The organism is Agromyces sp. Root81 (assembly GCF_001429165.1).
Lineage (GTDB): Bacteria > Actinomycetota > Actinomycetes > Actinomycetales > Microbacteriaceae > Agromyces.
In genome coordinates, this window is the sequence record NZ_LMIR01000002.1 from 1,923,982 (window position 1) to 1,941,985 (window position 18,004).

The 18,004-nt window shown below is 69.5% G+C and carries 15 protein-coding genes and 2 tRNA genes; 12 read left to right on the forward strand and 5 right to left on the reverse strand.

Annotation, left to right across the window (positions count from 1 at the left end; all coding sequences use genetic code 11):
* Positions 1–125: 125 nt before the first annotated feature.
* Positions 126–1,769: a peptidoglycan DD-metalloendopeptidase family protein gene (locus ASE14_RS21370; protein WP_157372993.1), complete on the forward strand. Its 1,644-nt coding sequence runs from the start codon at positions 126–128 to the stop codon at positions 1,767–1,769.
* 1 nt (position 1,770) lies between these two features.
* The gene (locus ASE14_RS14165; protein ID WP_056655679.1) at positions 1,771–2,088 is read left to right on the forward strand and encodes a CHY zinc finger protein; all 318 of its coding nucleotides are present in this window, start codon (positions 1,771–1,773) and stop codon (positions 2,086–2,088) included.
* A gap of 61 nt (positions 2,089–2,149) precedes the next feature.
* On the opposite strand, the gene ASE14_RS14170 is transcribed toward ASE14_RS14165, so the two are convergent.
* Positions 2,150–3,850 (reverse strand): glycoside hydrolase family 13 protein, encoded by a 1,701-nt coding sequence (locus tag ASE14_RS14170; protein ID WP_056655682.1) that lies wholly within the window; start codon positions 3,848–3,850, stop codon positions 2,150–2,152.
* 246 nt (positions 3,851–4,096) lie between these two features.
* On the opposite strand from ASE14_RS14170, the gene ASE14_RS14175 reads away from it, so the two are divergent.
* The 6 genes from ASE14_RS14175 to ASE14_RS14200 all read left to right on the forward strand — a co-directional run bounded on the left by ASE14_RS14175 (position 4,097) and on the right by ASE14_RS14200 (position 10,304).
* Positions 4,097–5,329, forward strand: coding sequence for a maltose ABC transporter substrate-binding protein (locus tag ASE14_RS14175; RefSeq protein WP_056655684.1), 1,233 nt, complete (start codon positions 4,097–4,099; stop codon positions 5,327–5,329).
* A gap of 77 nt (positions 5,330–5,406) precedes the next feature.
* Positions 5,407–7,029 carry an ABC transporter permease subunit gene (locus ASE14_RS14180; protein WP_056655687.1) on the forward strand — a complete coding sequence of 541 codons (1,623 nt, stop codon included), beginning with the start codon at positions 5,407–5,409 and terminating at the stop codon, positions 7,027–7,029.
* Positions 7,029–8,033, forward strand: a complete 1,005-nt coding sequence (locus ASE14_RS14185) for a sugar ABC transporter permease (protein WP_082600724.1) — start codon at positions 7,029–7,031, stop codon at positions 8,031–8,033. The genes ASE14_RS14180 and ASE14_RS14185 overlap by 1 nt, the downstream gene beginning before the upstream one ends.
* Positions 8,034–8,099: 66 nt before the next feature.
* On the forward strand, positions 8,100–10,010 hold the full coding sequence (locus ASE14_RS14190; protein WP_056655690.1) for a glycoside hydrolase family 13 protein: 1,911 nt from the start codon (positions 8,100–8,102) through the stop codon (positions 10,008–10,010).
* Positions 10,011–10,110: 100 nt separating this feature from the next.
* Positions 10,111–10,182 (forward strand) — tRNA-Thr (locus ASE14_RS14195).
* 48 nt (positions 10,183–10,230) lie between these two features.
* Positions 10,231–10,304 (forward strand) — tRNA-Met (locus tag ASE14_RS14200).
* A gap of 254 nt (positions 10,305–10,558) precedes the next feature.
* On the opposite strand, the gene ASE14_RS14205 is transcribed toward ASE14_RS14200, so the two are convergent.
* Positions 10,559–10,903 (reverse strand): hypothetical protein, encoded by a 345-nt coding sequence (locus ASE14_RS14205; RefSeq protein WP_056655692.1) that lies wholly within the window; start codon positions 10,901–10,903, stop codon positions 10,559–10,561.
* 132 nt (positions 10,904–11,035) lie between these two features.
* On the opposite strand from ASE14_RS14205, the gene ASE14_RS14210 reads away from it, so the two are divergent.
* From ASE14_RS14210 to ASE14_RS14220, 3 genes are all read left to right on the forward strand, one after another.
* Positions 11,036–11,617, forward strand: a complete 582-nt coding sequence (locus tag ASE14_RS14210) for an RNA polymerase sigma factor (RefSeq protein WP_056655695.1) — start codon at positions 11,036–11,038, stop codon at positions 11,615–11,617.
* Complete coding sequence (locus ASE14_RS14215; protein ID WP_056655697.1) at positions 11,614–12,144, forward strand: hypothetical protein; 531 nt, start codon at positions 11,614–11,616, stop codon at positions 12,142–12,144. The genes ASE14_RS14210 and ASE14_RS14215 overlap by 4 nt, the downstream gene beginning before the upstream one ends.
* Positions 12,145–12,525: 381 nt before the next feature.
* Positions 12,526–13,353, forward strand: coding sequence for a CPBP family intramembrane glutamic endopeptidase (locus ASE14_RS14220; protein WP_056655700.1), 828 nt, complete (start codon positions 12,526–12,528; stop codon positions 13,351–13,353).
* Positions 13,354–13,377: 24 nt separating this feature from the next.
* Here ASE14_RS14220 and ASE14_RS14225 read toward each other — a convergent pair whose 3' ends face one another.
* The 3 genes from ASE14_RS14225 to ASE14_RS14235 all read right to left on the reverse strand — a co-directional run bounded on the left by ASE14_RS14225 (position 13,378) and on the right by ASE14_RS14235 (position 16,031).
* The gene (locus ASE14_RS14225; RefSeq protein ID WP_082600726.1) at positions 13,378–14,043 is read right to left on the reverse strand and encodes a GAP family protein; all 666 of its coding nucleotides are present in this window, start codon (positions 14,041–14,043) and stop codon (positions 13,378–13,380) included.
* 103 nt (positions 14,044–14,146) lie between these two features.
* The gene (locus ASE14_RS14230; protein ID WP_056655706.1) at positions 14,147–14,326 is read right to left on the reverse strand and encodes a hypothetical protein; all 180 of its coding nucleotides are present in this window, start codon (positions 14,324–14,326) and stop codon (positions 14,147–14,149) included.
* Between the two features lie 40 nt (positions 14,327–14,366).
* Positions 14,367–16,031, reverse strand: a complete 1,665-nt coding sequence (locus tag ASE14_RS14235) for a DHA2 family efflux MFS transporter permease subunit (protein ID WP_056655709.1) — start codon at positions 16,029–16,031, stop codon at positions 14,367–14,369.
* A 144-nt stretch (positions 16,032–16,175) separates the two neighbouring features.
* Here ASE14_RS14235 and ASE14_RS14240 point away from each other — a divergent pair, with 144 nt between their 5' ends.
* A complete protein-coding gene (locus ASE14_RS14240; RefSeq protein ID WP_056655712.1) occupies positions 16,176–17,987 on the forward strand; it encodes a DEAD/DEAH box helicase in 1,812 nt (603 codons plus the stop codon).
* The last annotated feature ends 17 nt before the right edge of the window (positions 17,988–18,004 follow it).

The window sequence follows — 18,004 nt, forward strand, 5'->3', positions numbered from 1 at the left end:
CCACCTCCCTGATTCACCCTGTCCGCTCCACGACGCCGAGAGTTCCCCCACACGTGCTCGAGTCCCCCCTCGTGCCTGACGGTTCAACGCCGGGCACCCAGGCCCCTTCGCGGGCCGAGCGACCCTTGACTCGTCGAGAGCTCCGCGAGCGCGAAGCCGCTGAGGCGCTTCGGGCAGCGGGTGCCCAGCAGCCCGTCGGGGCTCCGGCCGAGCAGCCGGCGGATGTCTCGTGGCAGGCGCTCTTCACTCCGGCGGCAGCACCCGTTCAGGCAGCGGCAACCCCGGTTCAGGCCCCTGTGCAGCCGGCTCCTGTGCAGCCGGCCCCCGTGCAGCCGGCCCCCGTGCAACAGGCAGCCGCACCGGCAGCGGCCGTCTGGCATCCGAGCCCGGCGGCGCAGGTCGCCCCGACAGAACCCGGCGCGCTTCGGCCCCGGCGTTCCGCCGCCGCCGTGCCGCCCTCGCCCGTTCCGTTCATTCCGCTTGCTGCAACCCCCTCCGCTCCCGCCCCTCAGGCCGAGCCGGTCGACCGCCCCGTCGACACGGTCTCGGCCTTCGCCGATTCCCGGGTCGACATCTCGCCGTCGCACCCGGCGCCCTCGCAGGTCGACACTGCGCCGCAGGGCGGGTTCGACGCGCTCTTCGCCGGACTCGGCGAGGAACCCGAGCCGGCAGCAGAGCGACCCGCCCGGTCGGCGCGCCCGTCTCGCGCCGAGCGGAAGGCGGCGAAGGCGGCCCCCGTTCCCCGTCGCACGTCGGCGGTCGCCGCACCGGCTGCCGAGGCGGCTGCGCCGGTCGACGACTTCGCGGCCGTGATCGCGGCGTCGGCCGTCGCCGGTGCGTCACTCGTCACGCCGGCGCCGCGCGAGGCCGAGGCGGCCGACCTCGGGGCGGCTCCACCCGCTGACGCGGCCTGGCAGCCGTCGACCGGCACCGCGAGCGCTCAGCGCCCCCGACGTACGGCCGACACCGGCGCCCGGCGGGCCACGGGCCGCGAGCTTCCGGCGGCCGGCGCAACAGACGGTTCATCCCGCCCGGCGCCCAAGCGGCGAGTGAAGCGCGCAAGCCGCATCGCCCGCGTGTCGAGCGGCTTCGCAGCGATGAGTTTCGCGGCGCTGCTCGCCGTTGCGACATCCGTGCCCTCGCTGTCGCTCCTGTCGCCCGCCGACGTGCAGGCCATCGCTCTCGAGCAGTCCACGCGCGGCACCGAGCCCGGCCAGGTGGTCGAGATCACCGGTGGCGCGCTCGCGCAGACCGTGCAGCGCGACGGGTACGAGACGCAGACGATCGACGAGTACGCGCGTGCCGCCGGCATCCGTCCCGAGGCGACGTTCACGAACAACCCGTCGGGCACGATCCAGTGGCCGTTCGCAGTCGGCGTGCACATCGGCGACCGGTTCGGATACCGCGACTGCGCCGGCTGCTCGAGCGACCACGGCGGCCAGGACTTCAACCCGGGCCTCGGCGCCGAGATCCAGAGCATCGCCGACGGCGTCGTCGCCAACTCGACCGACTCGGGCGGATCGCTCGGCGTCGTGATGATGATCGACCACATGATCGACGGGGAGCTCGTCACGAGCGTCTACGCCCACATGGAGTACGGCTCGCGCCGCTTCGAGACCGGCGACACGGTCAAGGTCGGCGACGTGATCGGCCAGACCGGTGACACCGGCATGTCGACCGGCCCGCACCTGCACTTCGAGATCCGCGTCGGCGGCATGAGCGGCATCAAGGTCGATCCGCTCGAATGGCTGTACGCCAACACCAACTGACGTGCGCCCCCACGTTCACGGGCGCACGGTCGACGACGAGACCCGGTGCGTGCACTACGCGACGGCGGTCGACATCATCGCCATCCGGTTCGCCTGCTGCGATCGGTACTACCCGTGCCACGCGTGCCACGAGGAGGCCGAGCCGCACCCGGTCGTGCTTCGGCCGCGCGCCGAATGGGATGCGCCCGGCATCCTGTGCGGGGCCTGCGGCACCGAACTCTCCGTGACCGCGTACCGCGCGAGCGAGTCCTGTCCGGCCTGCAGCGCGGACTTCAACCCGCGCTGCCGCCTGCATTGGGACCGCTACTTCGAGCAGTAGGCCGTCCGTGCACGGCCGGTGCCGGCCGCGGCCGCAGCCGCAGGCGCCGTTTCCCCTCGGCTCAGGCCGCGAGCCAGACCGTGGAGTCGGCGGGCAGCGTGCGGCCGTCGAGCGGCTCGCTCGTGAGCAGCACGTCGCCTGCGGGCAGCTCGACGGGGGAGGCCCCGGCATTGGCGATCACGAGGACGCCGCCGTTGCGGAACGCGACGATCGACTCCGGGAAACCGGGCAGCCACTCGAGCGTGCCCGCGCCGAGGTCACGTGCCCGCCGCAGCGCGAGGGCGTCGCGGTAGAGGGAGAGCGTCGAGGCGGGGTCGCCGCGCTGCGCGTCGCGCGCGAGCGCGGCCCACTGCGCGGGCTGCGGGAGCCACGAGGCATCCGTCGGACCGAAGCCGTACGAGGACGCTGCGGATTCCCAGGGCAGGGGCACGCGGCATCCGTCTCGCCCGTAGCGTTCGCCTGCCGTGCGGAACCACGTCGGGTCCTGGCGGGCGTCGTCTGGCAGGTCGATGACCTCGGGCAGGCCGAGCTCCTCGCCCTGGTAGAGGTAGACCGAGCCGGGCAGTGCGAGCATGAGCGCGGTCGCGGCACGGGCTCGGCGCAGGCCGGACGCGTACTCGGGCAGGCCCTTCGAGCGCGGTCCGAGGCCGTGGCCCTGCGGGTTCGCCTCGGTGACCGAGAGCCGGGTCGCGTGGCGCACGACGTCGTGGTTCGAGAGCACCCAGGTCGACGGGGCGCCGACCGCGGCGAACGCGGCGAGCGAGTCATCGATGACCCGGCGCAGAGCGTCGGCGTTCCACGGCGTCTCGAGGTAGGCGAAGTTGAACGCCTGGTGCATCTCGTCGGGGCGGACCCAGTTCGCGAGCCGCGAGAGCGGGTCGACCCATGCCTCGGCCGCGAGGATGCGGTCGTCGGGGTACTCGTCCAGCAGCGTCCGCCAGTCGCGGTAGATCTCGTGCACGCCGTCCTGGCCCCAGTAGGGCGCGCTGTCGGCGGGCTCGGCCGAGATCTCGGGTTCGAGGGCCACTCCGGAGGCAGCGGGGGAGACGCCGCCCATGCTGCCGCCCTCGGCCGGGGGCGTGAAGTCGGGGAGGCCGTCGGCCTTGATCATGCCGTGCGCGACGTCGACCCGGAAGCCGTCGACGCCCCGGTCGAGCCAGAAGCGGAGGATGCGCCGGAACTCCTCGCGGACCTCCTCGTTGGTCCAGTCGAAGTCGGGCTGCGAGCTGTCGAAGAGGTGCAGGTACCACTGGCCCGGAGTGCCGTCGGCCTCGAGCACGCGGGTCCACGCGGGGCCGCCGAAGACGGACTCCCAGTTGTTGGGCGCTTCGGAGCCGTCGGCACCGCGTCCGTCGCGGAAGAGGTAGCGGGCGCGTTCGGTGCTGCCGGGCGCTGCGGCGAGCGCGGCCTGGAACCACTCGTGCGCGTCGGAGGAATGGTTGGGCACGAGGTCGACGATGACGCGGATGCCGCGGGCGTGCGCCTCGGCGACCATCGCGTCGAAGTCGGCGAGCGTGCCGAAGAGTGGGTCGACGTCGCAGTAGTCGGCGACGTCGTAGCCGGCGTCGCGCTGCGGCGAGGTGTAGAACGGCGAGAGCCAGATCGCGTCGATGCCGAGCTCCTGCAGCGCACCGAGGCGCGAGGTGATGCCGGCGAGGTCGCCCATGCCGTCGCCGTTCGCGTCGGCGAACGACCGGGGGTAGATCTGGTAGATCGCGGCAGTGCGCCACCATTCGGAAGTCATGCGGAAACTGTACGTCATCGCGCAACGCGATGGAAACGCTTGCAGTCTTCGGGATTCACGCGATGGTTACGAACCGGTATCAATGCATATGACGCGGTTTGGTAAAGCGCGCGAGGCAAGGTATACCTGTAATCGCTTGCACCAAGCGGGCAATACACACGGAAGAACGGCCTTTCGGGCGCGGTGCCCGTTCCGCACACGGAGCGGGAGACTCATCCACCAGGCGAAGGCGCCGATCTCACGCACACTGAGAAGGGCACACCAATGAGGGTGAACAAGAAGAGCCTCCTCGCTGCCGGCGCGGTCGCAGTCATCGCGACGCTCGGTCTCGCGAGCTGCGCAGGCGCCGACAGCGGCTCCGAAGGCGAGGCCTCGTCGAGCGGCACGCTGACCGTCTGGGTCGACGCCGAGCGCGTGGACGCTCTGCAGGGCGCGGCCGACGCCTACTCCGAGGAGAAGGGCGTGAAGGTCGAGCTCGTCGGCAAGGACAACGCCGACATCAAGGACGACTTCATCCAGCAGGTTCCGACCGGCAAGGGCCCCGACATCACCATGGGCGCGCACGACTGGCTGGGCGAGCTCTCGACCAACGGCGTGGTCGCCCCCATCGAGCTCGGCGACTCCGCCGCCGACTACCTCCCGGTCGCCATCGACGCCTCGACGTACGAGGGCACCACCTACATGCTTCCCTACGCGGTCGAGAACATCGCCGTGCTCCGCAACGCCGACCTCGTTCCCGAGGCCGCGACGAGTTTCGACGACATGATCGCCAAGGGCCAGGCAGCCGGCCTCACCCAGCCCTTCGTCGTCGAGCAGGGCGCAGAGGGCAACCCCTACCACCTGTACCCCTTCCAGACCGCGTTCGGCGCCCCCGTCTTCGGCACCAATGACGAGGGCTACGACCCGACCGACCTGCAGATCGGCAACGCCGGCGGCGAGCAGTTCGCCACGTGGCTCGGCAGCCAGGGCAAGAACGGCACCGGCGTCTTCAACACCGACATCGACGGCGACATCGCCAAGCAGGCGTTCATCGACGGCACCGCGGCCTTCTGGCTGACCGGCCCGTGGAACGTCGGCGCAGCGACCGACGCCGGCATCAACGTCGCGATCGACACCGTGCCGAGCCCGACCGCAGAGGTCGCGTCGCCGTTCGCCGGTGTCAAGGGCTTCTTCGTCTCCTCCGAGTCGAAGAACAAGGTCGCCGCGAACGACTTCCTCGTCAACTACATCGGCACCGAGGACGTGCAGCTCGAGCTCTTCAAGGCCGGTAACGTGCTCCCCGCGCTCTCGGCCGCAGCTGAGACCGCGTCGAGCGACCCGATCGTCGCCGGCTTCGCCGCCGTCGGCGCCGAGGCCGTGCCGATGCCCGCGATCCCCGCCATGGGCGCCGTCTGGCAGTACTGGGGCATCGCCGAGGCCGACATCATCAACGGTGCCGACCCGGTCGCCACTTGGCAGAAGCTGACCGCCGACGTGCAGGCTGCGATCAACAAGTAACGACTGACTGCTCCGGGTCGGATGCCGCGACGGCACCCGGCCCGGAGCACTCACGTGCGACGGGAAGAGCGGGCAGGATGAGCACCACCATCGAAGACGAGGTCACCTCCTCGGAGACACGGCCGAAGCCGACGAAGCGCCAGCGGCGAGCGGCGAACATCGCCGACGCGGCATCCGGCGGGCTGAAGATGCTCCTCGTGAAGCTGCTCATGCTCGGCCTGATCGACGCGATCGCGATCTACGGGGTCATCATCCTCGCGACGGCCGGGCAATGGCTCGTCGCGGCGATCGTCGCCGTCGTCGCCGTGATCGTCAACTGGATCTACTTCTCACGGCGAAAGCTCCCCGCGAAGTACCTCACGCCAGGTGTCATCTTCCTCGTCGTGTTCCAGGTGTTCGTGCTCGTCTACACGGGCTACATCGCCTTCACGAACTACGGCACCGGGCACAACGGCTCGAAGGAGCAGGCGGTCGGCTCGCTCATGGCCTCCTCGCTGCAGCGCGTCGAGGACTCGCCCACCTACCCCGTCACGGTCGTCGACCAGGGCGGCACGCTCGGCCTGCTCGTGACCGACCCCGACGGCGAGGCGCTGCTCGGCACCGACGAGCAGCCGCTCGCCCCGGTCGACGCCGAGATGGACGGCGACCGCGCCGTCGCCGTCGACGGCTGGACGACCCTGCAGTTCGCCGACGTGATCGCCCGCACCGACGAGATCACCGAACTCGCCGTGCCGTTCTCCGACGACCCCAACGACGGTGCGCTGCGCACCCCCGACGGCTCGAGCGCCTACCTCTACCTCTCGAACCTCGAGTACGACGCCGCCGCCGGCACGATGACGAACCTCGACACGGGCACCGTCTACTCCGACATCGGCACCGGTGCCTTCACCTCCGAGAGCGGCGAGGAGCTGCTCCCCGGCTGGCAGATCGTCGTCGGCTTCGACAACTTCGTGCGCGCCGTCACCGACGAGCGCCTCGCCGGCCCGCTCGTGTACGTCACGCTCTGGACCTTCGCGTTCGCGCTCATCTCGGTCGCGTCGACGTTCTTCCTCGGCCTCTTCCTCGCCATCGTCTTCAACGACATGCGGATGAAGGGGCGCAAGTACTACCGCGTGCTGATGATCCTGCCGTACGCGATTCCGTCATTCCTGTCGGCGCTGATCTGGGCCGGCATGATGAACGAGAGCTTCGGCTTCATCAACCAGGTGCTGTTCGGCGGGGCATCCATTCCGTGGCTCACCGACCCGGTGCTCGCCAAGTTCTCCGTGCTCCTCGTGAACCTGTGGCTCGGCTTCCCGTACATGTTCCTCGTGTGCACGGGCGCGCTCCAATCGATCCCCGAAGAGCTGCAGGAGGCCGCGACGGTCGACGGTGCGAGGCCGTGGGCTGTGTTCCGCCTCATCAAGCTGCCGCTGCTGCTCGTCTCGGTCGCACCGCTGCTCATCGCGTCGTTCGCGTTCAACTTCAACAACTTCAACGTGATCTACATGCTCACCGACGGCGGGCCGAGGGACTCGAACGCCCCGATCCCCGTCGGCTTCACCGACATCCTCATCTCGATGGTCTACAAGGTGGCGTTCACCGGGCAGACGCGCGACTACGGTCTCGCGAGCGCGTACTCGATCATCATCTTCATCATCGTGGCCGTGATCTCGGTCATCGCCTTCCGTCGCACCAAGTCCCTCGAGGAGCTGAACTGATGGCCGCCCAGCAGCCCGTTCCCGGAACCCAGACCGGCCTCGTCATCGGCGAGGCGGAGGAGTTCGCGGATGCCTCGACGCGCGCGAGCATCTCGATCGCGCGCGACGGCCGTGGCGGCGGCTTCGACCGCGAGCTTCCCCGCAAGCCGTTCAACCTGCGTCGCTGGTTCGCCGCGACCGGATGGCGCCACGTCGTCGGCGTGATCATGGTCGCGTTCTCACTGTTCCCGATCGTCTTCGTGATCTCGTCGTCGCTGAACCCGCACGGCACCCTCACGGGGTCGAACGCACTGTTCTCGGCGATCGGCCTCGACAGCTACGTGCGCATCCTCACCGACCCGCAGGTGCCGTTCCTGACGTGGTTCGGCAACACGCTCATGATCGCGGGCATCACGGCCGTGCTGACGGTGTTCCTCGGGGCACTCGCCGCGTATTCCTTCTCGCGCATGCGCTTCACGGGTCGTCGCTTCGGCCTGATCTCGATCGTCGTCGTGCAGATGTTCCCGCAGCTGCTCGCCGTCGTCGCGATCTTCCTGCTGATGAGCGCGATCGGCGATTGGTTCCCCGCGATCGGGCTGAACACCCACATCGGCCTGATCATGGTCTACCTCGGCGGCGCGCTCGGCGTGAACACGTACCTGATGTACGGCTTCTTCAACACGGTGCCGGCGTCGATCGACGAGGCCGCGAAGATCGACGGCGCGGGCCACGCCCGCATCTTCTTCACGATCATCCTGCGGCTCGTCGCCCCGATCCTCGCGGTCGTGGCGCTGCTGTCGTTCATCGCCTCGGTCAACGAGTTCGTGGTGGCCTCCGTGCTGCTCATCGACACCGAGCAGCAGACGCTCGCAGTGGGCCTGACGAAGCTCGTCTCGAACCCGCGGTACGCCGACTGGAGCGCCTTCTCAGCCGGTGCCGTCATCGCGGCGCTGCCGGTCGTGGCGCTCTTCCTCTTCCTGCAGAAGTACATCGTCGGCGGTCTCACCGCCGGCGCCGTGAAGTAGCGACCGGCTGCCCGGGCGGCACGGCGATGTCACCTGCGTGTCATGCGCAGGTGGAAAGGTGATGGCATGACCCTGTCGACCCCACTGGCTCCGCACCACGACGGATCCCCGCTGCACGTCTCGACAGCGGCGCCATCGCTCGGCGAGACCGTGCGGGTGCGCCTGCGCGTGCCCAAGTCGTTCGGCCCGCTCATCTGGGTGGGCACCCGGTCGAACCCGAACCGGGAGCCGCGCTTCGACGAGGCATCCGTCGTCGGGGCGGCCGACGGCTGGCAGTGGTGGGAGGCGGTCGTCGAGGTCGAGAACCCCGTGCACGGCTACCGCTGGCTGCTCGTCGGCGCCGACGGCCGCCAGCACTGGCTGAACCAGCTCGGCCTCTCGAGTCTCGAGACGCGCGATCACGACGACTTCCGTCTCGTCGCGCACGAGCCGGCGCCCGAGTGGGCGGCGTCGAGCGTGATGTACCAGGTCTTCCCCGATCGGTTCGCGAAGTCGGGGACGGCACCCTTCGATCGGCTCAGGGCTGCGGGGGAGCTGCCCGAATGGGCCATCGCGGCCGACTGGGATGAACCGGTCGACCCCGTCTACCCGGGCCGCTCGAAGCAGCTCTTCGGCGGCGACCTCGACGGGGTGCGCGAAAAGCTCGACCACCTCGCGTCGCTCGGCGTCGACCTGCTGTACCTGACTCCCGTCTTCCCTGCCCGCTCGAACCACCGCTACGACGCCACGACGTTCGACCTCGTCGACCCCCTGCTCGGCGGCGACGAGGCGCTCGTGCGGCTCGTCGAGGCGGCGCACGCCCGAGGCATCCGCGTCATCGGCGACCTCACCTCGAACCACTCGGGCGACGCGCACGAGTGGTTCCGGGCGGCGCAGGCCGACCCGGCCGCGCCTGAGCGCGAGTTCTACTTCTTCCGCGACGAGGAGGGCGGCGAGGGCTACGAGTCGTGGCTCGGGGTGCCGAGCCTGCCGAAGTTCGACTGGAGCTCGGCCGAACTGCGGCGGCGCTTCATCGAGGGGCCGGACTCGGTCGTCGCGCGCTTCCTCGCGCTGCCGTTCGGCCTCGACGGCTGGCGCATCGACGTCGCCAACATGACGGGCCGGCTCGGCTCGGCCGACCTCAACGCCGAGGTGCGTCAGACGATCCGCCGCACGATGCTCGAGGCGAGCCCCGACACGATCCTGCTCGGGGAGTCGACGAACGATGCCGCAAGCGACTTCCAGGGCGACGCATGGCACGGGGCGATGACCTACACGCCGTTCACCCGGCCGCTGTGGAGCTGGCTGCTCGAGCCCGGCAGCCCGGCCGGCGGCGGACTCGGCTTCGCCCTGCAGCAGGTGCCGACGTTGACCGGCGGCGAGTTCCATGCCGCCCACACGCGGTTCGCCGCGGGATTCCCATGGCGCACGCGCCTCGCGACCATGAACGCGCTCGACACGCACGACACCCCGCGGTTCGCGACGCACGCGCGGGCGGGCGCCGTGCCCGTCGCCCTCGGGCTCGCGGTCGCACTTCCCGGCATCCCCGTCGTCTGGGCCGGCGACGAGTTCGGCCTGACCGGCGAAGACGGCGAGGCCTCGCGCACGCCGATGCCGTGGGGGAGCGAGACCTCGCCCGAGGTCGCCCCGGTGCTCGAGACCTACCGGTCGCTGCTGCGGCTTCGTCGCGAGCACCCGGTGCTCGCCACCGGCGGCATCCGCTGGCTCGCCGTCGGTGACGACGCCGTCGCGTTCGTGCGCGAGTCGGTCGACGAGACGGTGCTCGTGTTCGCGGCGCGGTCGACCGCGACCCTCGAGTTCGATGCGGCAGCGCTCGGTGCTGCGGCCGGTTCGACGGATGCCGCGGCGCCCCTCTTCGGGCAGGCCCGGCTCGAGGCATCCGCTGATCGCGTGATGCTCGAGGCGAGTGGGACCGGCTTCGCCGCGTGGAGTCTGCCGGGCGTCTCGGCGCCGTCGTGGCAGGCTGGAATCGCGTGACCGGCAGTCGCCCGCCCGCCGGTGCCGACTGGTTGCGGTGCTGGTTCGGCGGTACCGCCGAGAGGTGATATCCTCGTACGGTTGCCAAGTGCGGCAACGCGCCCCGATAGCTCAGTGGTAGAGCACTTCCATGGTAAGGAAGGGGTCGTCAGTTCAATCCTGACTCGGGGCTCTGGTTCTCTTCGGTTCGGCCGTTCGGCTGAGCTGGGGAAGCCTACCCGGCGGGGTAGCTCAGGTGGTTAGAGCACACGGCTCATAATCGTGGTGTCGCGGGTTCGAGTCCCGCCCTCGCTACATATGAATGCCCTCTGAACAGGAATTTCGTTCGGGCATGGACTCGCATCTTGGATCGGACACGACCCCAGGTCCGTTCTCGACTCCGGTCGAGTTCTCGGCCGGGGTTGTCCTTCAGGATCGCTTCGGTCAGGACTCGCATTCTGAGCTTCGCCGGAGGCTCGAAAACACAACCTGAAGCCCCGGCCCCCACGGGTGAGGAGTGCTCACTCAGCGTTCCCCTCCACCGTTCGGCTGCCAACGTTCAGTGGCGCTCAGCCGGGGATCACCTGCTGCTCGCCGGTGATGGCTGTGCTCAGTCGTCTGGCTGGGCGCGTGTACGTCTCCCGGTGCACGGCCGGCACGTAGCGACGTTCGCGCCGAGAGGTGCGCAGCGAGGCAGTGCGCTTCGGCCGGAGCACGAGACCCATGCACACGACAGCCACGCCGGCGATCGCGGCCGCCGCACCGATGGCTGCGACAAGAAGCGCGACGCTGCCCTGCTGGGATGTGCCGAAGGCCGACGAGTACGCGAGCATCGCGGCGCCGATCACCAGGCCGACCAGGCCGAGCATCGTCACCGCGCCTCCGGCGCGCATGAGCTTCGTGGCAGGCGTCATTCTCGTCATACTTCCCCGGTCTTCATTCCTGTTCCCTGAACAGAGATGTCCGGATGAGGGAGGTGGGTTGCAAACTCGTTCGCGACGGATGTACGCACAGCGTTCGCGCCTGCTCATGCCTAGACTGCGGGTGTGAATGACGAGGTGCAAGATGCGGTTCTGTGGCTGGAGGCGACCTCTGGCACAGACGCATCATTCGCCGTCATCTTCGACCGGTACCGGCGTCTCGTGTTCAAGCGGGCGTACGACCGCGTCCGTGATGTCACGGATGCCGAGGACGTCGTCGCGATCGTCTTCATGGAGGCGTGGCGGAAGCGTGACAGCGTCAGGTTCATCGACGGATCGCTCCGGCCGTGGCTGCTCGTCGTGACCCTCAACGTCTGCCTGAACCGCGATCGGGCGAACCGCCGGTACCGGCGGCTCCTCACGAAGCTGCCTCCTCCCGAGCACGAACCTGACCTGAGCGAGCGCACCCTCGCGCAGATCGAAGCCGGCGAAGCCTTCCAGGCCCTGCGAACCGCGATGAAGCGCTACAGCAGCTCCGATCAACGTGTCGTCGAGCTCTGCCTGATCGATGACGTACCCGTCTCGGCAGCCGCAATCGTCCTCGATATGCCCGTCGGCACAGTGAAGGCGAAACTGTCCCGCGCACGGAAGAAGCTCCAGGTGGAGCTCGAGCGATTCGCTCCAGTATCGGAAGTGATCGACATATGAACGAACTACTGGACGGCAGCCCCGAGATGCGCCCAGGGCGCGAAGCTGCGATCAAGAGCCTCGTGCTCGAGAATCTCGAGGAGTCGCGGGAGAAGAAGGCGCGTTGGCGCCGGAACCGCTGGTTCGCGTGGGGCGGCGTCGGTGTGCTGGTTGTTGGCATCGGCGCGACGGCAGCGGGAGTCGTGCTGCAGGCGCAGACGGTGTCGAACGAGCGGATCGTGCACTGCCTGGAATCAGACCAGCGTGCGGCCGACGGCAGCTACCCAGGAGGGATGGGCTCGCTCGCGTCCACGACCGGTGAAGCCCGGGCCATCGAAGCTGTGGACTTCTGCACGATGATGTGGGAGCAGGGCGTGATGGAGCCGGGCTTCGACCCCCGGTCGACGACGAACGCCCCAGGTGAGGTGCCCGAGGCGTTCGTGGTGTGCGTCATGCCTGATGGCAGCGCTGCTGCGGTGCCCTCGTCGGAGCCGGCGGTCTGCCAACGCCTCGGCCTCGCGCCCCTTGATGACGGTGACGGCGAGTAGCACGCAGCTCCTGTTACCCCGCGCGTCCGTCAGCCGACCGTGCCCTGGGGCCGGAACACGATCGAGCGCACCTGATCGTTCAGGCTGCCGATGCTCGGGCAGCCCGGCGTGCAGTTGAGATTCTCGCCGCCGTAGTTCGTCGCCTTTGTAGAGCGTGAGCCAGCAACTGCTCGCAGGCCGGTCGACCCAGCCTCGCGGGCCTGAACGACCGTCGAGCATCCCTCCGGAGGATGACGTTGCGTTCGGAACGTCGCCCTTCCGCCCGATGCTGCCGGTCGATGCGGATCGTCATCATGAGAGGGCGCCACGGTGCGCGGTTCTGCCCTTTACTTGCCCGGGGCAGCGCGTCCAGCACCTCGCATTCCGCAGCCCGAAGGAACCATGTTCAAGAATCTCTCCGACCGCACGAGCGCGATCGTCTTCGTCGTCCTGGTGGTCGGCATCGCGGCCACCACGGCCTCCTTCGCGGGCGGTCTCGTCCTCGCCGTCTCTCCGCTGCTCGTGACCGGCCTGATGATGTTCGTCGTCACGCGGGACGGCTACCGTGCCGAGGGCTGGCGCCGGTTGGGGATCACCCGACTCGGCCTGCGCTGGTGGCCGGTGACGCTGGCGGCGACCCTCGGCGTCTCGATCGCGGCGGCCGGCATGACGGTCCTCCTCGGCTTCTCGCAGGTCGCTGCGCCCACCCCGGCCGCCTGGCAGGACCTCCTCTCGCTCTGCATCGCGGGCCCGATCCTCGCCTTCGCCGAGGAGATCGGCTGGCGAGGCTACCTGCAACCGCGGGTCATGCCGTGGCTGGGTGAGAAGTGGACGTACCTCGCCATCGGCGTGGTGTGGGTGGTCTGGCACCTCATGTACATCCTGCTCACGCCCTACTACCACTCGGAGGGCGACCGGGGGATCGTTCTCGCCCTGTTCTCAGCGACCGTCATCGCCTTCTCCTTCCTGTTCGGGCGCCTCCGAACCCTGTCGGGCAGCGTCTGGCCGGCCGTACTCGGCCACTTCGCGCACAATGCGACGTTCGCCTGGATCGCCTCCGCCATCGTGCTCACCGACCAGCCGGTGCTCGTGAACGAATACCTCGCCGGCGACACCGGACTCTTCGTGCTGCTCGGCACGGTCGCGTCGGTCGTGGCCATCGCGGCTGCCACGAAGCGTGGGCGCACACCGGTCAGCGCGATCCCGCCGCAGAGCGTGAGCGCTCCGTAGATCGAGATGCGCGAGTCGCGCGCCTCACAGTCGGGCGATGCCGCTTCCGATGATGAAGACGCCGACGAGCAGCAGGATGACGGACGTGACCACCCGGTTGTTGCGGGTGAGCCACTCCTTCATCTTCAGCAGCTTCGGCTCCATGCCCTTGGCGTCGACGAGCGTCGCGATCACCGGCACCGCCACGGTCGACGCGCCGATGACCGTGTACACGAGGATCGCGATCAGGGACTCGGAGACGGAGAGCCCGGCGCCGCGCACGGCGAGGCCGGCCGCGATGGCGAGCAGCAGCTCCTTGGGGCGGATGTTCAGCGCCACCCCGATACCGAATGCGCTCCACGGGCCGATGGACTCCAGCTTGTCGAGCCAGGCGGGCATGGCATCCACGGGATTCCGTCGGGCGCGTCGGAAGGAGACGATCGCGATGACGATGAGCCCGGCGCCGACCAGCATCTCGGCGACGGCGACCGCCACAGCGGGCTGCCGAGCGGAGCGAGGCGTCGGAACCGCCTGCGCCGAGACGATGCAGATGAAGACCAGGAGGGCCATGCCGATGACCCATCCGATGAGGAACGGGGCGGATGACCCGCGCTTCGGCGACAGCAGGATCACGATCGTCGCCATGATCGGCACCGAGCTGATCGCGACCGCCAACGCGATCGGAAGGATGTGCCCTATCGCCTGCAGCATTCCGCTGCACCCCCTGACTGGTGGTGACACACCGCGCCCGCGGCGCCGCTGTCCACACGATATCGGAGGCGGGCGTCCGGAGGCCGGAGGTCGACGCTCCTGCTCAGGCGGCGAATGCGTAGGCGTCGACGGCAGGACCCGCCGACGCCAGCGCACGCGAGGTCGGCCGGTCGTGGTCGTGGTCGCGCGGGCAGCTGCAGCGCACCGGCATCCGGCCGCCGTCGACCGACGTCACGAACTCGACGTGCTCGACCGGATCCTGCTGCTTGCGCCTACCCCACATGTTCGGCCCCCTTCACTGAAGAGATGCGGGGTGACGTGATTCATGACGCGGGTTCGGCCTCGACTCCGGATGCCGCGCTCGACCGCTTCGCCACGGCCCGGAGACGCAGGGCGAACGCCCCGCCGAGCACGAGGAACCCGGCGGCCGCGAGGAGCGCCCAGCGCGAGGCATCCGCCATGCCGGTGGCGAGTGCATCGGCGACCGCGGGCCCGGCCGAGCCGAGCTGGCCGTCGGTGCCCTCCGCCCGCACCTGCGGGATCGTGCCGCCGGCCGATTCCTCGGTCGCGGAGACGATCTGGTCGGCGGTCGACGAGGGCACGCCGGACACGGTGTCGACCTGGGCCGGCAGCGCGACCGCGAGGCCCGCCGCGAGCACGGCGCCGATGATGGCCGTGCCGAGGGCCGAGCCGACCTGGCGCCCGGTGCTCTGGGTCGCCGAGCCCTGCCCGGACTCCTCCGGCGGAATGTCCGCGAGCACGGTGCCGGTCAGCTGCGCGGAGGCGAGGCCGAGGCCGAGACCGTAGAGGGCGAGCACGCCGGCGAGCAGCCAGGCGTTCATCTCGGACGACAGCAGCAGGGCGGCGATGAGTGCACCGGCGACCTCGAGCGCGAGGCCGATCACGACGACCGTCGGCGCGCCGAACCGTTCGGCGACGTGTCGGGCCATGGCGCCGGAGACGAACGCACCGAGCCCCATGGCCGCGAGCACGAATCCGGCCGCGAGCGTCGACAGCCCCAGCGCGTTCACGATGAACAGGGGGAGGACGAAGAGGATGCCGAACTCGCCGATCGCGACGCACATCGCGACGAGGTTGCCCCATGTGAACGTGGGGACGGAGAACAGGTGCACGTCGAGGATCGCCGACCGGCCATTCCTGGCGCGATGCCGCTCCCAGAAGAAGAAGAGCACGAGGGCCACGAGACCGATCGCGATCGCCACCGGCACGGGGGAGATGGGCCACGAGGTCGGCCAGGTCCAGCCGAAGAGCTCGAACGGCTGCTTCGGCGCCCACCAGCCGAGCGAGCCGCCCTCGATGAGGCCGAACACGAGTGCGCCGAACCCGATCGCCGAGAGGAGCAGGCCGTCGACGTCGAGGCCCTTGGAGGTGATGACGGCACGCGTCTCGGGCACGGTGAGGAAGGTGGCGATGAGGATGATCGCGCCGAACGGGAGGTTGACGAGGAAGATCCACTCCCAGCCGAACGACTGGGTGAGCCAGCCGCCGAGCAGAGGGCCGAGCGCGGCGACACCCGAGATGACCGCGCCCCAGACGCCGAAGGCGACCGCGCGGTCGCGACCGCGGAACGTGGCGTTGACGGTCGACAGCGTCGTCGGGAGGATGAAGGCGCCGCCGATGCCCTGCACGAATCGGGCGAGGATGAGGGAGGTGCCGCCGGTCGCGAGTGCGGCGAGCATGCTGCCGGCCAGGAAGACCAGGATGCCGGCGACCATCGCGCGGCGTCGCCCGAGGCGGTCGCCGAGACGCCCGGCGGTCAGCAGCAGCGCGGCGAAGATCACCGAGTAGATGCCGTTGACCCACTGCGCTTCGCTGAAGTCGAGCTTCAGGTCGGTGATGATCGTCGGCAGCGCGATGCCCACGATCGTGCCGTCGAGCACGATCATCGAGAGCGCTGCAGCGAGAACGCCGAGCCCCACCCATCGCCGTGCGCCGGTCGCTTCGGGCGCGGTAGCAGTGTCCTTCATGACGTCGTCCCCCTGTCGGCTCCCACAGTATTCCCAGTGGCGCGCAGGGCGAATGCATCGTTCGGTTGACACGCTGGGCCTCCGTGCCCGTGCCGCCGAAACGGGGGAACTGCGTTCTCCCAGCTGGACGGACTACCCTGAAGCGTGACTGCTGACGATGCTCCGGTCGAGGTGGAGGCTCCAGAAGAGCCCGCCGCGACGACATTCTCCGACCTCGGGCTCGATGGCGCGGTGCTGAAAGCACTCGCCGACGTCGGCTACGAGACCCCTTCCGCGATCCAGGCCGCGACGATTCCGACCCTGCTCGAAGGCCGTGACGTGGTGGGCCTCGCCCAGACCGGTACCGGCAAGACGGCGGCCTTCGCGCTGCCGATCCTCTCGCGCCTCGACCTCTCCCAGAAGACCCCCCAGGCTCTCGTGCTGGCACCCACGCGCGAACTCGCGCTGCAGGTGTGCGAGGCGTTCGAGAAGTACGCCGCGCACCTCAAGGGCGTGCACATCCTCCCGGTCTACGGCGGGCAGGGCTACGGCGTGCAGCTCTCGGCGCTCCGCCGGGGCGTGCACATCGTCGTCGGCACCCCGGGTCGCATCATGGACCACCTCGAGAAGGGCACGCTCGACCTCTCGGAGCTCAAGTACCTCGTGCTCGACGAGGCCGACGAGATGCTCAAGATGGGCTTCGCCGAGGATGTCGAGACGATCCTCGCCGACACCCCCGACACGAAGCAGGTCGCCCTCTTCTCGGCGACCATGCCCGCCGCCATCCGGCGCATGTCGAAGCAGTACCTGCACGACCCCGAAGAGATCACCGTCAAGACGAAGACGCAGACCTCGGCGAACATCAGCCAGCGCTACCTCATCGTCTCGTACCAGCAGAAGGTCGATGCGCTGACCCGCATCCTCGAGGTCGAGAACTTCGAGGGCATGATCGTCTTCGTGCGCACGAAGAGCGTCACCGAAGAGCTCGCAGAGAAGCTGCGGGCTCGCGGATACTCGGCTGCGGCCATCAACGGCGACATCGCCCAGGTGCAGCGCGAGCGCACCGTGAACCAGTTGAAGTCGGGCAAGCTCGACATCCTGGTGGCCACGGATGTCGCGGCGCGCGGCCTCGACGTCGAGCGCATCAGCCACGTGGTGAACTTCGACATCCCGACCGACAGCGAGCCCTACGTGCACCGCATCGGCCGCACGGGACGCGCGGGCCGCACCGGTGACGCGATCAGCTTCGTCACGCCGCGCGAGCGCAGCCTCCTCGCCCGCATCGAGAAGGCAACGCGTCAGCCGATCGTGCAGATGCAGCTGCCGAGCGTCGACGACGTCAACGTCACGCGCCTCGCGCGCTTCGACGACCGCATCACCGCCGCACTCGGCCAGAACGAGCGCATCGATGGCTTCCGCGACATCATCGCCCACTACGTGCGCAACCACGACGTGCCGGAGGCCGATGTCGCGGCCGCGCTCGCCGTCGTGGCGCAGGGCGAGTCGCCGCTGCTCCTCGAACCCGAAGCCGCCCGTCGTGCCGAGCGCGAGTGGGCGGATCGCCCGGCTCGCGGCGACCGGCCCGAGCGCGGCGAGCGTCGCGACCGCGGCGGAGATCGATTCGACCGGGGCGACCGCGGCGACCGCCCCGAGCGGCGCCAGCGTCCGAGCAGCGGACCCATGGCGACCTACCGCATCGCGGTCGGCAAGCGGCACAAGGTCGAGCCGCGCCAGATCGTCGGCGCGCTCGCGAACGAGGGCGGTCTCAGCCGTGAGGACTTCGGCGCCATCCAGATCCGCCCGGAGTTCTCGCTCGTCGAGCTCCCGGCCGACCTGCCCCAGGAGACGCTGGAGCGGCTGGACGGCACCCGTATCTCGGGCCGGCTCATCGAGATCCGTCCCGACCGCGGCGCCCCCTCGCGTCGTTCGAACGACGGCGACGGCAAGCCGTTCAGGAAGCCGCGCCACAAGGGTTGAGTGAGCAGCGGCCGCCG